General features: G+C 47.2%; 10 protein-coding genes. 7 read left to right on the top strand and 3 right to left on the bottom strand.

The window, feature by feature from the left end; all coding sequences use genetic code 11:
- The first annotated feature begins 85 nt into the window (after positions 1-85).
- From BM367_RS05035 to rpiA, 5 genes are all read left to right on the top strand, one after another.
- Positions 86-1,231 (top strand): cystathionine gamma-synthase, encoded by a 1,146-nt coding sequence (locus BM367_RS05035; RefSeq protein ID WP_092460919.1) that lies wholly within the window; start codon positions 86-88, stop codon positions 1,229-1,231.
- A gap of 432 nt (positions 1,232-1,663) precedes the next feature.
- Entirely contained in the window at positions 1,664-2,059 is a 396-nt protein-coding gene (locus BM367_RS05030; RefSeq protein ID WP_143103955.1) for an MjaI family restriction endonuclease, read from the top strand.
- A gap of 82 nt (positions 2,060-2,141) precedes the next feature.
- Positions 2,142-2,885 (top strand): MlaE family ABC transporter permease, encoded by a 744-nt coding sequence (locus BM367_RS05025; RefSeq protein WP_092458578.1) that lies wholly within the window; start codon positions 2,142-2,144, stop codon positions 2,883-2,885.
- Between the two features lie 20 nt (positions 2,886-2,905).
- Positions 2,906-3,694: an ABC transporter ATP-binding protein gene (locus BM367_RS05020; protein ID WP_092458576.1), complete on the top strand. Its 789-nt coding sequence runs from the start codon at positions 2,906-2,908 to the stop codon at positions 3,692-3,694.
- A 16-nt stretch (positions 3,695-3,710) separates the two neighbouring features.
- Positions 3,711-4,394: a ribose-5-phosphate isomerase RpiA gene (rpiA, locus tag BM367_RS05015; RefSeq protein ID WP_245759900.1), complete on the top strand. Its 684-nt coding sequence runs from the start codon at positions 3,711-3,713 to the stop codon at positions 4,392-4,394.
- Positions 4,395-4,419: 25 nt separating this feature from the next.
- On the opposite strand, the gene BM367_RS05010 is transcribed toward rpiA, so the two are convergent.
- Together BM367_RS05010 and BM367_RS05005 are read right to left on the bottom strand one after the other, a co-directional pair.
- The gene (locus BM367_RS05010; protein ID WP_245759899.1) at positions 4,420-5,547 is read right to left on the bottom strand and encodes a PSP1 domain-containing protein; all 1,128 of its coding nucleotides are present in this window, start codon (positions 5,545-5,547) and stop codon (positions 4,420-4,422) included.
- A gap of 113 nt (positions 5,548-5,660) precedes the next feature.
- Positions 5,661-6,797, bottom strand: a complete 1,137-nt coding sequence (locus tag BM367_RS05005; RefSeq protein ID WP_092458573.1) for a DNA polymerase III subunit — start codon at positions 6,795-6,797, stop codon at positions 5,661-5,663.
- 124 nt (positions 6,798-6,921) lie between these two features.
- Between BM367_RS05005 and BM367_RS05000 the strand changes: the two genes are divergently transcribed.
- Positions 6,922-8,874, top strand: coding sequence for a M1 family metallopeptidase (locus BM367_RS05000; RefSeq protein ID WP_092458571.1), 1,953 nt, complete (start codon positions 6,922-6,924; stop codon positions 8,872-8,874).
- Between the two features lie 59 nt (positions 8,875-8,933).
- Here BM367_RS05000 and katG read toward each other — a convergent pair whose 3' ends face one another.
- Entirely contained in the window at positions 8,934-11,159 is a 2,226-nt protein-coding gene (katG, locus tag BM367_RS04995) for a catalase/peroxidase HPI (RefSeq protein WP_092458569.1), read from the bottom strand.
- 218 nt (positions 11,160-11,377) lie between these two features.
- On the opposite strand from katG, the gene BM367_RS04990 reads away from it, so the two are divergent.
- On the top strand, positions 11,378-13,546 hold the full coding sequence (locus tag BM367_RS04990) for a TonB-dependent siderophore receptor (RefSeq protein WP_177224108.1): 2,169 nt from the start codon (positions 11,378-11,380) through the stop codon (positions 13,544-13,546).
- Positions 13,547-13,549 lie beyond the last annotated feature (3 nt).

Genomic DNA, 13,549 nt, shown 5'->3' with positions numbered 1-13,549 from the left:
TGGCAGGCAGCAAACAGAAATCATCAACGGTTTTATTTTCCATCGGGCTCATCTTATCTTTGGAACAACATTCAATTTTCATGGTATGCAATTAGCCACCAAACTGATTCATGCGGGTATAGAGCCCGATCCGGCTACGGGAGCCATTATGACGCCTATTTATCAGACTTCCACTTATGTACAGGAAGCACCAGGCAAACACAAAGGTTATGAATATGCCCGGACACAAAATCCCACCCGTACTGTATTGGAGAATGCCATCGCTGCGATTGAAAATGGCAAATATGGCATTGCTTTCAGCAGTGGTATGGCCGCTATTGAAGCTGTATTGCATACTTTGCGACCCGGCGATAAGGTGATTGCCTCCAATGATTTGTACGGTGGCAGCTATCGGTTATTTACCCGCATATTTGCTAAATATGGAATCGAGTTTCAGTTTGTGGATCTGCAAGATGCAGGCCGTCTGGAACAGTTTGCTGATGAGCGTACCCGGCTAATCTGGATTGAAACGCCCACCAATCCGCTTATTCGGATTGTGGATATTCAGGCCTGCGCTGAGATTGCCCATGCACATGGAGCTTTGCTGTGTGTCGACAATACTTTTGCATCCCCCTGGCTGCAAAATCCACTCGACTGGGGAGCCGATATCGTTGTGCATTCGGCTACGAAATATTTAGGTGGACACAGCGATGTGGTATTGGGTGTGGTGGTGGTAAAAGATGAATCGCTGGCCGAACAGTTGCATTTCATTCAGAACAGTGCCGGTGCTGTGCCGGGTCCGCACGACTGCTGGCTGGTATTGCGCGGCATGAAGACCCTGCACGTGCGCATGCAAAGACATTGTGAAAATGCCCGGCAGATTGCAGCATTTCTCCGTCGGCATCCTAAGGTGCAGCAGGTCCATTGGTGCGGTTTTCCCGATCATCCCAATCATGCAATTGCCCGCAGGCAGATGCGCGATTTTGGTGCTATGATGTCGTTTGTCCTGAAAGATGATCGCATTGAAACAGCCCATCGCGTGTTATCTTCTACCCGGTTGTTTGCCTTGGCCGAGAGTCTCGGAGGGGTGGAATCCCTGATTGGCCATCCCGCTTCTATGACCCACGCTTCTATCCCGCGGGAAGAACGATTGAAATCGGGTTTATCTGATTCGCTAATCCGATTAAGTGTAGGCATTGAAGATGTAAATGATTTGATTGCCGATCTGGAACAGGCATTGCAGCAGGCATGATCATGCATATCAGCACGAGTTAAGTGTAAACAGGTAAGATGAAGATTTGGTACTTTTGAAAGAAAGTTTACCCATGAAAACACATCATATTATCATCCATGGGGATAGCAGGCAAATGACAGAAGTGGAAAATCATTCCGTGCATTTGATGGACGATTGAAAGATTAAGAAATTTTACCCTGAAAATAATCCAGCCAGATAATGATGTTTAGGTAAAATTTATTCAAATGATTATGCAGCATTATCAAAAACAACTGGCAATAAACTTTCTAAAATGAAAAGTAGTTAGAAAAAAGCTGATACCGGATAAGGATATGAAATATGTGATCAGGCAATATTTTACTTGCATATACGTATCCGCAAATATCATGTACATCTGATTAATAGTGGTTTGCGGTGACGAATCATGATGAATCATTTCGTTTCATTTTTATGAGTAGAAATTTATTGAATAAAGCTAGCAAGGATTTTGAAGACATGCTCCATGCATTAAAAGAAGCTATGGAAAAAATTGATGAAGAAATGATTGAAAAATGGGTAAAAGATTGGGTGATTGTGAAAACTTTTATTGGGTTAAAATTCCAGGAAGCTATTCTTAAGCAAGTATCATCAGAGTTGAAATTATCATACAGGATGGCATCACCAGATGAAGAATCAAAGGGCATAGATGGCTATATTGGCGAGCATCCGGTGAGCATCAAGCCCATCAGTTATGCGGCTATGGCTTCTTTGCCAGAGGAAATCCCTTATCCGGTGATTTTTTACAGGAAGACCAAAGATGGTATCGAAATTCATTTCGATGAAAACCTGTTTACAGGGCATGCATAACCTGTTGCATTTAAATAAATATTAGACAGTTTCAGAGTCAGGTCATAATTTGCTAATTTTATCAGTTGCAAAATGGCGTTGTATGTTGCTTACACATATTGGCAGGTATATGCTGATGTTGAAAGGGATGTTTACCCGGCCGGAAAATTGGCGCATGTATTGGAAGGAGTTTATGCGGCAATGTGTGGATATAGGCATTGGCTCATTGAGCATTGTGCTGATTATTTCTGTATTTATCGGCGGTGTATCCACCATTCAGACGGCTTATCAGCTTGTCAGCCCCATCATTCCCAAATCCACCATTGGCCAGGTAGTGCGCGACACCATGATATTGGAGTTTTGTCCTACCATCACCAGCATTGTATTAGCCGGTGTGGTGGGATCCAAGATTGCATCCGAATTAGGTAATATGCGGGTTTCTGAACAAATTGATGCGCTGGAAATCATGGGTATCAACACCAAGAGCTATCTGATTTTGCCGAAGATATTAGCAGCGCTGCTGGTAGTACCCATGCTGGTGGTGATATCCGGATTTGTGGGTATCTGGAGTGGAAAAATAGCAGGCGTAGTTTCGGGCATTCTGTCTGCACAGCAATACATGCAGGGACTGGTGCTGGAATTCAAACCTTTTAATATTGTGTTTGCACTGGCCAAATCGTATACATTTGCTTTTATTATTTCGTCCATACCTGCTTATTTCGGATATCATGTGCAGGGAGGAGCGCTGGAAATAGGCCAGGCCAGTACCAAAGCCGTTGTGATCAGTTGCATTCTGATTTTGCTGGCCGATTATGGATTGGCAGCTTTGTTGTTGAAAAACGGTTGAACCAGCAATAACAGCACTACATGATTGAATTAAAGAATGTTTGCAAACGATTTGGCGATAAAGAAATCCTGAAAGGTATTTCAGCGATCATGGAAGCCGGCAAGGCCAATCTGATTATAGGAGCCAGCGGCAGTGGCAAAACCGTGTTGATGAAATGCATGGTGGGATTGCTGGAAGTAGATGCCGGTGAAATTCTTTACGACGGCATTTCTTTTTCTTCCATGAGCAATGCTGAACGCAAACATATCCGCAAAGAAATCGGAATGTTGTTTCAGGGTGCAGCCCTGTTTGATAGCATGACGGTGGAACAAAACGTGATGTTTCCGCTGGAAATGTTTTCAAACCTGAGTTATAGAGAGCGAAAAAAGCGAGTGGATGCCTGTCTGGCACGTGTAAATCTGCAGGATGCCCATAAAAAATATCCGGCTGAAATCAGCGGTGGTATGAAGAAACGTGTGGGCATAGCCAGGGCCATTGTGCTGAATCCCAAGTATTTGTTCTGCGATGAGCCCAACTCCGGCCTGGATCCGCAAACCTCCATGCTCATTGATAAGTTGATTCATGAAATTACGGTGGAGTACAACATCACCACCGTCATCAATACGCATGATATGAACTCGGTGATGGAAATTGGAGATCATATCGTGTATTTGTATGAAGGTAAAAAGCAATGGGAAGGATCTAATAAAGACATCATCTTCAGCAAGGATGAGAAATTGAATCAATTTATTTTTGCTTCTCAGTTTTTGCAGGATGCCAAGGAAATGCGGCAGCAAGAGCTGCTGAATCAGCGATCCGGCACTGGATAAATTTCAATTTTTTTCCATGGATGCTTTGACAATGAAGAAAGCTGCGGGTGAATTTGCAGCCCGTTATGTGGAGCCTCACATGCTCATCGGCATTGGTACCGGATCCACGGCTTACTGGTTTATTCAGGCATTGGGCGAAAGAGTGAAGCAGGGATTGCAAATTCGGGCAGTAGCCACTTCCAAGGAGAGTGCACAATTAGCATCTGCACTTCAGATTCCGATACTGGAGTTAAACGATGTAGATGAGATTGTGCTTACGGTTGATGGGGCCGATGAGGTGGATCCGCAGCTGCGGCTTATCAAAGGTGGTGGAGGTGCCTTGCTGCAGGAAAAGATGGTGGCTGCCGCTTCGCGCAGGCTTGTAATTGTGGCCGATGAGCGTAAGCAGGTGCAGCAACTGGGCGCCTTTCCCTTGCCGGTGGAAGTGATCCCTGCCGGATGGAAACATGTCCGCCGCCGCATCCTCGAGATGAATTGCAGCCGGGTAGAACTACGGGGTAATCCGCAACCTTTCGTGACCGATCATGGCCATTACATCCTGGATTGCTATTTCGGGAAAATTGAAGATGCACATGCTTTAAACATAAGCTTGCATCAGATTCCGGGTGTGGTAGAAACCGGATTATTCCTCAATCTGGCCACAGAAGCCATCATTGCCCGTGCTGATGGCAGCATTCAGATTATCAGGCGTGAATCCTGATACTTACCGCAAGATGGGTTTGCATTCAGGAATTATTTCTTTTCTTTTGTTGCTGTGGTTGTTGTGATTTTTTCTGTTTTTGTTTTCGGCGTTTGCTGGATTTTTCCAGCGATTTCAGGCTGATTTGCCCCACCACGTCCACAAATTCATGCTCTTCTGCTTTGCCTTTAGCAGGTAATTCTTCCACTGGTTTCAGCTCTTCTACAGCAATCCCCTGCTTGTTAAGTTCCAGAATTTCCTTTACCCGTTCTATGGTAAGAGCATAAGGTTTGGTAGGATTATGCTCATAGGCATACCACATGAGGTTTTTGAAAATATCTCTTTTTTGGAGCAGCGCTGGGCCGGAAACGGTTTGCAGTACATCGGCTTCTTCCGGAAAATCTTTCAGGGCGTCGAGATAAGTATCCAATTCATAGTTCAAGCAACATTTCAGGCGGCCACATTGACCGGAAAGTTTAGCCTGGTTGATGGACAGATTTTGATAACGAGCCGCTGTGGTGCTTACCGATTTAAAATCAGACAACCAGGTGGAACAGCATAATTCACGGCCACAGGTGCCAATGCCCCCCACTTTGGCCGATTCCTGGCGGGCGCCGATCTGCCGCATTTCCACCTTGACGCGGAATTCGCTGGCATACACCTTGATCAATTCACGGAAATCCACCCGTTCATCAGCGGTGTAATAAAAGGTGGCTTTTTTCCCATCGGCCTGAATTTCCACTTCTGTTAACTTCATCTCCAGCCCCATATTCCGGGCAATAGCCCGGCTTCGGATCAGCACTTCTTTTTCCCGTTTTTTGGAGGCCTCCATTTTGGCGAGGTCGTCGGCCGTTGCGCGCCTAAGTATTTTTTTTAGGTCCGGTGTGTCGGCAACGCGCTTTTTTTTCATTTGCAGCTTTACCAGTTCACCGGTGAGGCTCACCATACCTACGTCAAACCCATTCATGCCCTCCACGGTGACCATGTCGCCTTTCTCAAAACTGTGCCGGGTAGTATTTCGATAAAAATCTTTGCGGCTACCGTTGTTAAAACTTACTTCAACAATGTCAAAAGGCTTATCGTACGGTGATAACGGTATTTCGGCCAACCAGTTCCATACATCCATTCTGCTGCATCCTCCACATCCGCCGGACCCACATTGTCCACATCCCATCTGAATGATTTTTTACTGTCAAAGATGATATGCATGGATGCTGTAAGGCAATTTTTACCTCATGCAACATCTGCATGCAGCTTACAAAGATAAAGTTATTCCCGAAATAGGGTTCATGCATTTACCTGAGGTCGAACCAGGAGTTCCTGCATGTATAGGGTGAGGGCGTGAAAGACCAGTTTTGCATAGGCGTTACGTTCAATATGGTAGATAGCTGCATTGAGTCGCTCGCTGAGGGTGCAAAGCTGGGAAAAGGAAAACTGGGACTTAAGCCGGTTTACAAAATCCTGTTCGGCTTCTGGCAGGTGAAGCTGCTCAGGCAGGAGATAGTGCGCCTGGATGGTTTTTTCCACTAAGTTCAGGAAATATTGCAGGAAGAATTTTTGTTGCTCTCTTCCGTTTTTGGTACTGCCCATTTCATCGATCCATTGTACCAGGGCGGGTATTTGCTGTTTGGCTATGCTGTTGAGCCAGGAGCGCAGCATTTCCAGCCAGTCGGCATGGGCGTCGTGCAGCAATCGCAGCGCCATCCGGTAGTTTCCGTTGGCAGCCAGGCCTATTCGGGTAGCCATTTGTGGATCAGCCTGCGCCCGTGTGATAAGGGCCTGTGTGATTTCTTCGGCGGGCAAGGGATTCAGCTGAACGGTTTGCAGGCGGGAGGCAATAGTGCTTAATATGCGCTGGGGCTGCTGGCTGACGAAAAGCATAAGTGTATCGTCGGGTGGTTCTTCCACCAGTTTCAGCAGGCGATTGCCTTGCTGGCCCAGGTATTCGGGAAGCCAGAAGATGAGTATTTTGTAGCGGCCTTCAAACGATTTTAAGCTCAGCTTGCGAACAATTTCCCGGCATTCAGCGGCTGTAACGTTGGCCTGGCGGTTTTCGGCGTGGATCAGCTGCAGCCAGTCCTGCAAATCTCCATAGGGAAATTCCCGGACAAATTCTCTCCATTCTTGCATGTAATCATCGCTGGTGGGCTCGCTGCCCGGTTTGCGCGATACCACCGGAAAAGCAAAATGCACGTCGGGATGGATAAGCTGTGCCATCTTTTGGCAGCTGGGACACTGGCCGCAGGCATCGTTATCACCGGGCTGTTCACACATCAGGTAGGTGGCAAAGGCCAGAGCCAGCAACAATCCGCCGCTGCCCTCGGGCTCGCGCAACAGCAGCGCGTGAGCCAGGCGTTGCTGTTTTACCATTTGCAGCAGCGCATCCCGGGCTTTTTGCTGGTTGATGAGAGAAGAAAATAACATGCAATGGGTCGTTTGCAGACAAGCAAAAATACATGAATCTGCGAGGGGATGATGAAAACACAAATCGGTGAAAAATAAATTCTGCAGCCTTTTCGCTACTTTAGTTGCGCCAAATTCTTCTACCATGCACCGTTTTCGTTGTTTTATCTTTTGTTGGACAATCGCAGGCTTATTGACTTTTACTTGGGTCTCTGCCCAACAATACGATCCCTATCAGGCTTTTGCATCCGGATTTTATACACAACATGGCAATCCATATCGTTCGGCCGATGGTTCGCCCGGACCTGCATACTGGCAGAACCGGGCTGATTATACCGTGCATGCACGATTTGATACAGCTTCTCTTCGATTATCGGGCGATGTATGGATTCATTATGTCAACAACAGCCCGGACACACTTGCATTTTTGTGGCTGGAGCTCGACCAGAATTACGATCGGCCAGACATGCTTCAGCAAATTGAACACGGACAAGTTCTGCCGTCCGACACCGGTACGGGATTTATTTTTTATGCGGTGCAATCGGGCGGGAAGGATTTACATTACCGGGTCGAAGGTACCCGTATGCAAGTTTGGCTCTCGCAGCCATTAATCCCCCATCAGGAAATTCGACTAAAAATATCCTATGCCTATCATTTGCTGCCGCGCAGTGGTGGCGATCGTTCGGGGTATCTGGATACCCGGCGGGGCCGGATCTATGAATTTTCTTACTGGTATCCCCGCATGTGTGTGTACGATGATCTTCATGGTTGGAATACCCTGCCGTTCCTGGGCGAAGGCGAGTTTTATATGGATTATGGGGATATCGACTACACGGTTACCGTGCCGGCTAATATGCTGGTGGTAGGCTCGGGCGTCCTGCAGAACCCGGCACAGGTGCTGACACCGCTTGAACTGGAGCGACTGGAAAAAGCCCGGCAGAGCGACCAAACGGTGCTGATTCGCCATGCAGCTGAACCAGCTACCCGTGCCCGAGGTGGTGAGCTGAGTTGGCACTTTCACATGTCTAACACGCGTGATGTAGCCTGGGCTATGTCATCAGCCTTTATCTGGGATGCGGCCCGTATTCTTTTACCCGATGGCAAATCAGCGCTGGCCATGAGCGTATATCCCGAAGAAAGTGCGGGCGACAGTGCCTGGGGGCGCGCAACAGAATACCTGAAGGGAGCCGTGGAAATCTTTTCCCGGCAATGGTTTCCCTATCCCTATCCCGTAGCTATCAATGTGGCCGGGCCTGTCGGCGGCATGGAATTTCCGGGTATTACCTTTGATTATTGGAAAGAAAAAGGAAAAGATTTATGGGCGCTGCTGGCCCATGAAATTGGTCATAACTGGTTTCCCATGATTGTGGGCAGCGATGAACGGCGAAATGCCTGGATGGATGAGGGTTTCAATACATTTATCGATGTGTACGCTTCTGAAATCTTTCATCATGGCGAATATGCGCCCAAACGTGATGGCGAATATGCTCCGCATGGAGGCAATCCGGCTGATGAACTCATCCCTTTTATTACCAATAAAGCGGTGCCGCCCATCATGACCCACGCCGACCTGATTCCCCCGCAATATCTGCATCCGGTAGAGTATTTCAAAACGGCATACGGGCTGGTGCTCTTGCGCGAACTGATTCTGGGGCATCAGCGCTTCGACTCTGCTTTTCGCATTTATATTCGCCGCTGGGCTTTTAAGCATCCTTCACCCAATGATTTTTTCAGAACCATGGAAAATGTGTCGGGCGAAGATTTAGGCTGGTTCTGGCGAGGCTGGTTTCAGCATAATTGGCTGCTTGATCAGGCAATTACCCGGGTGGAATATGGGCAAAATGATCCTTCACAGGGGGCTTTGCTCACGCTCGAAAATAAAGATCAAATGGTCATGCCCGTGGTGTTGAAAGTCAGTCTGGAAAATGGAGATACCCTGCGTTATCGGTTACCGGTGGAAATCTGGGAGCGTGGGGCAATCTATCAGGTAAAGCTTCCCACTCATGTGCCGATCCGGCAGGTGGAGATTGATCCCGATCACCTGCTTCCGGATGTGGATAGGAAGAATAATGTATGGACATCTGCAATCAATCCATAAAAAAACAGGCTGTTGCTTAGGATCAACAGCCTGTTGGGAACATGGAGCATATTGGTTTTTTACGGATGCAGGTCAAAGCGGTCGAGTTCCATGACCTTATGCCAGGCTTTCACAAAGTCGTGCACAAATTTTTCTTTCGCATCGTCGCTGGCATACATTTCGGCCACAGCCCGCAGTTCGGAATGGGAGCCGAAGACCAGATCCACACGGGTTGCTCTCCATTTGCGTTGGCCCGTTTTGCGATCGCGGATTTCGAAATAATATTTCTGTTCATCCAGCGGGTGCCAGCTGTAGCGCATATCCAGGAGGTTCACGAAGAAGTCGTTGGTAAGCTGGCCCGGGCGGTCGGTCAAAACGCCCCAGTCTGAACCGTCGTAGTTGGCTTGCAGGGCGCGCATGCCGCCGATGAGCACCGTCATTTCCGGGACGGTAAGCGTAAGCAGCTGGGCTTTGTCCACCAACAAGAATTCGGCTGGGACGTGGGTAATCTGTTTGATGTAGTTGCGGAAGCCGTCGGCAAAGGGTTCCAGGTAGGAAAATGATTCTACGTCGGTTTGTTCCTGCAATGCATCCATGCGGCCGGGTGTGAAGGGCACTTCGATATCGAATCCGGCGTCACGAGCAGCTTTTTCCACAGCGGCCACCCCGCCCAGTACGATCAGGTCGGCCAGGGAAATGCGTTTGCCGTTCTGCTGGCGGGCGTTGAAATCCTGTTGAATCTGTTCCAGCACCGTCAGCACCCGGGAAAGCCTTTCGGGGTTGTTCACTGGCCAGTTGCGCTGGGGTTCCAGCCGAATGCGTGCGCCATTGGCACCGCCGCGTTTGTCGGAATCGCGGTAGGTAGAAGCTGAAGCCCAGGCTGTGGTAACCAGATCGGAGATTGAGAGTCCGCTTTGCAGCAATTGTTGTTTCAATTGCTGGATATCGTGATTATCCACTAGCGGATGATTTACAGGGGGAATGGGATCTTGCCAGATCAGATCTTCCTGTGGAGCTTCTGGTCCAATGTAGCGCGTTTTGGGCCCCATGTCGCGATGGGTAAGCTTAAACCACGCACGGGCAAAAGCATCCTCAAAGGCCCTGGGATTCTCATAGAAATGCCGGGATATTTTTTCGTATATGGGATCAAAGCGCAGGGCCAGGTCGGTGGTCAGCATGGTGGGCAGGCGTTTTTTGGAAGGATCGAAAGGATCGGGGATGATAGGCTCGGCGTTTTTGGCCACCCATTGCCAGGCACCGGCGGGGCTTTTGGTCAGCTCCCATTCGTATTCAAACAAGTGTTTGAAAAAGTCATAAGTCCAGCGGGTGGGCTGAGTTGTCCAGATCACTTCGGGTCCGCCGGTAATGGCGTCAGGACCTTTGCCGCTCTTGTAGTGGCTGATCCATCCCAGGCCCTGGTGTTCCACGTCGGCAGCTTCGGGTTCAGGGCCCAGCAGGCTGGGATCGCCCGCACCGTGGGTTTTACCAAAGGTATGACCACCTGCAATGAGGGCCACGGTTTCTTCGTCGTTCATGGCCATGCGTTTAAACGATTCGCGGATATGCTTGGCGGCGGCAACAGGATCGGGTTGGCGGTTGGGCCCTTCGGGATTCACGTAGATCAATCCCATTTCCACGGCAGCCAGGGGCGTTTCCAGTGCCTCCGGATGTTGGAGGCCTTTGCCAGAAAAGCGGGTGTCGTCGGTCAGCCATTTGTTTTCCGAGCCCCAATAGACGCTTTGGTCGGGTTCCCACACATCTTCGCGGCCACCGGAAAAACCGAAGGTTTTGAACCCCATCGATTCGAGGGCCACGTTGCCAGCCAGGATCATGAGATCGGCCCAGGAAATTTTTTGTCCGTATTTCTGTTTGATGGGCCACAGCAGGCGACGGGCCTTGTCGAGGTTGGCATTGTCGGGCCAGCTGTTGAGGGGAGCAAAGCGCTGCAGACCTTTGCGGGAGCCGCCGCGGCCGTCCCAGATGCGATAGGTACCGGCGCTGTGCCAGGCCATGCGGATGAAGAGTCCGCCATAGTGCCCAAAGTCTGCCGGCCACCAGTCTTGCGACTGGGTCATCAATTCGCGCAAATCTTTTTTCAGAGCCTCATAATCCAGCGATTGAAAGGCTTTTCGGTAATCAAACCCTTTGTCGAGCGGATTGGACAGCTCGCTGTTTTGCCGGAGCATGCCCAGGTCCAGCCGGTTGGGCCACCAGTCTGAGTTTTTAGTGCCTCCCAATTTAAATCCATTCTGTTGCACGGCGCCGCTGAACGGGCATTTTGCGGCAGTTGTTTTGTTGTTTTCCATATGTTTCCTGTTTGATTTCAACAATTCAGAGCAAACATACAAGGAAGCCGTTTATCAATCAAACTGATAATTTTTATAGAAAAATAGTTTTCATCTATTTATTTCAAAAAGTCGGATAACCATCAAAATTACGTTTCTCGAAAATAAAATTCCCGATTTGAATATGGATTTTCTCAATGGACGGGCAATTTTGCTTCCACATTTTAAAAACAAATGCTATGAAAAAATTATATCTCTCTGTTGCAGCTATATGCATCATCCATATCGGATTTGCACAACAAATAGATTCCGTTTCCCCTTTGCAGGATAGCCTGAAAATGCATCGGGTTCATCATTTACAAGAAGTGATTGTTACTGATCAGAAACATTCTTATCAGGCGAATAATCTTTCATCATCCCTTCGTTTGTTAACCCCTTTGCAAAAATTACCACAAAATATTCAGGTAATTACACAGGATGTGCTCAATGATCAACAAATTACAACAATGGGGAATGATATTATCAGAGATGTGAGCGGGGCTGTACGGCTTGAGCACTGGAGCATGTACACCCGAATCAATATGAGAGCCACGCGTGCTTCGGAATTTCGCAATGGAATGAATATCACTTCCACATGGGGGCCGCTTTCGCTGGATATGGGATTGGTTGATCGCATAGAATTTGTAAAAGGACCTGCAGGTTTTCTAATGTCGAATGGTGAGCCGGGTGCTATCATGAATATTGTTACCAAAAAACCAACAGGCATAGATCAGGGCGAATTGTCACTTATGTTTGGAAGTTATGATCTGTATAGAATAGCTATAGATAAAAATGGCAGATTCGATAAAAATGAAAAGTTATTATATCGTGTGAATCTGATTGGACAAACACAAAATTCATTCCGTCCTTACGAATTTAACAAGAGATTGAGTTTCCATCCGGTTATTACTTATAAGATAAATGACAAAACAGATTTTACAGCAGAATATACCCTGCAATCTGTAAACATGTCTGATGTGGGATCGCCTTATGCTTATTCTCCCAAAAACTATGCTGATGTGCCAAGAAGCTTTACTACATTGGAACCCGGATTAGATCCAGCTCATATTTCCGAGCAAAATTTCTTTTTTTATTTTCATCATCATATTCATGAAAACTGGATGCTGACTGTGCAATCGGCTTATTTTGATTATAGGCAACAAGCTTCCGATATATGGCCTTCATCTATAGATAGTGCCGGAAACATGATTAGAGGAGTTTACAATTTTGATGTTCTTAGCCAATATGCATTTGGTCAAATATTTTTGAATGGGCAACTTTCCACGGGACATATTTCGCATCATATATTAACTGGGTTAGATCTGGGTAATAAACAAAACTGGTATGACTGGAGTCAATATCATGAACTGGACACCCAAGATCATCCGTTTAATATTTATCAGCCGGTTTATGGATCCCCATCCAATGGTCTTCCAACATTTGACAGATCAAAAAGCATCAGACAACGCGCGGGTAATAACACCATCAATCAATCTTATTCTGCGCTGTATGTACAGGATGAGCTGGGATTTGCTGAAGACAAAATCAGGCTTACCCTGGCAGGTCGTTATACCAAAGCCCAGCAATCAGATTATGGTACGCCTTATCAGGCTGATCACTTCACGCCCCGTGTTGGATTAAGTGTATCGCTCAGTAATGACGCATCCGTGTATGCATTATTTGATCAGTCATTTCTACCTCAATCGGGTCTGTTGCGTGGCAATAAGCTTCCTAAACCTCAAACAGGGAATAATCTGGAATTCGGAATTAAAAAAGATTTCAGAAATGGCTTGTGGAACGCAACGGTATCTGTTTACCGAATTCAAAAGAATGGATTGCTGGTAAATGATCCGGATACTACAGATAATCCCAACAACCGCTATTCTTTGCAAATAGGTCAATCAGTGGCAAAAGGTTTTGAACTCGATATTCGTGGGCAGATTCTAAAAAATTTACAGGCAGTAGTCAATTATGCTTACACTGAAGCCAGCATCACAAAAGATGTTGATAAAAATAAGGTAGGCCAACCATTACCAGGATATGCACACCACATCATCAACTCATGGCTTACATATCAATCCCAGAACGGTAAATGGAAAGGTTTCGGTGTATCTGCCGGTTGTTCTTATCAGAAAGATCGGATTGGCTGGTCAGGAATTTTTCAAGCAGCAGTTCCCTACAGGCCATTGTCTGACTATTTCAGGCTTGATGGCGGTGTTTTTTGGCAAATCAATCAACTGAAAATAAATCTGACGGTAAATAATATTTTGAATGCTTACCTGTATTCCGGAGGCGCTTATGCCAATTTTTACTACTGGCAGACAGAAGCACCCCGAAATTATAAACTCGGCATTTCATATCGTTTTTGATTT

The sequence above is a fragment of the Thermoflavifilum thermophilum genome (assembly GCF_900116565.1).
Classification (GTDB): domain Bacteria; phylum Bacteroidota; class Bacteroidia; order Chitinophagales; family Chitinophagaceae; genus Thermoflavifilum; species Thermoflavifilum thermophilum.
The sequence above is the reverse complement of the archived record's forward strand: the minus strand, read 5'-3'. Positions and strand labels throughout refer to the sequence as shown.

Excerpts from the sequence above, each read along its gene's own strand:
- BM367_RS05020 (WP_092458576.1), top strand. The coding sequence starts at position 2,906 with ATGATTGAATTAAAGAATGTTTGCAAACGATTTGGCGATAAAGAAATC.
- katG (WP_092458569.1), bottom strand. The coding sequence starts at position 11,159 with ATGGAAAACAACAAAACAACTGCCGCAAAATGCCCGTTCAGCGGCGCC.
- BM367_RS05035 (WP_092460919.1), top strand. The coding sequence starts at position 86 with ATGCAATTAGCCACCAAACTGATTCATGCGGGTATAGAGCCCGATCCG.
- BM367_RS05005 (WP_092458573.1), bottom strand. The coding sequence starts at position 6,797 with ATGTTATTTTCTTCTCTCATCAACCAGCAAAAAGCCCGGGATGCGCTG.
- BM367_RS05025 (WP_092458578.1), top strand. The coding sequence starts at position 2,142 with ATGTTGCTTACACATATTGGCAGGTATATGCTGATGTTGAAAGGGATG.
- BM367_RS04990 (WP_177224108.1), top strand. The coding sequence starts at position 11,378 with ATGAAAAAATTATATCTCTCTGTTGCAGCTATATGCATCATCCATATC.
- rpiA (WP_245759900.1), top strand. The coding sequence starts at position 3,711 with ATGGATGCTTTGACAATGAAGAAAGCTGCGGGTGAATTTGCAGCCCGT.
- BM367_RS05030 (WP_143103955.1), top strand. The coding sequence starts at position 1,664 with ATGAGTAGAAATTTATTGAATAAAGCTAGCAAGGATTTTGAAGACATG.
- BM367_RS05000 (WP_092458571.1), top strand. The coding sequence starts at position 6,922 with ATGCACCGTTTTCGTTGTTTTATCTTTTGTTGGACAATCGCAGGCTTA.
- BM367_RS05010 (WP_245759899.1), bottom strand. The coding sequence starts at position 5,547 with ATGGGATGTGGACAATGTGGGTCCGGCGGATGTGGAGGATGCAGCAGA.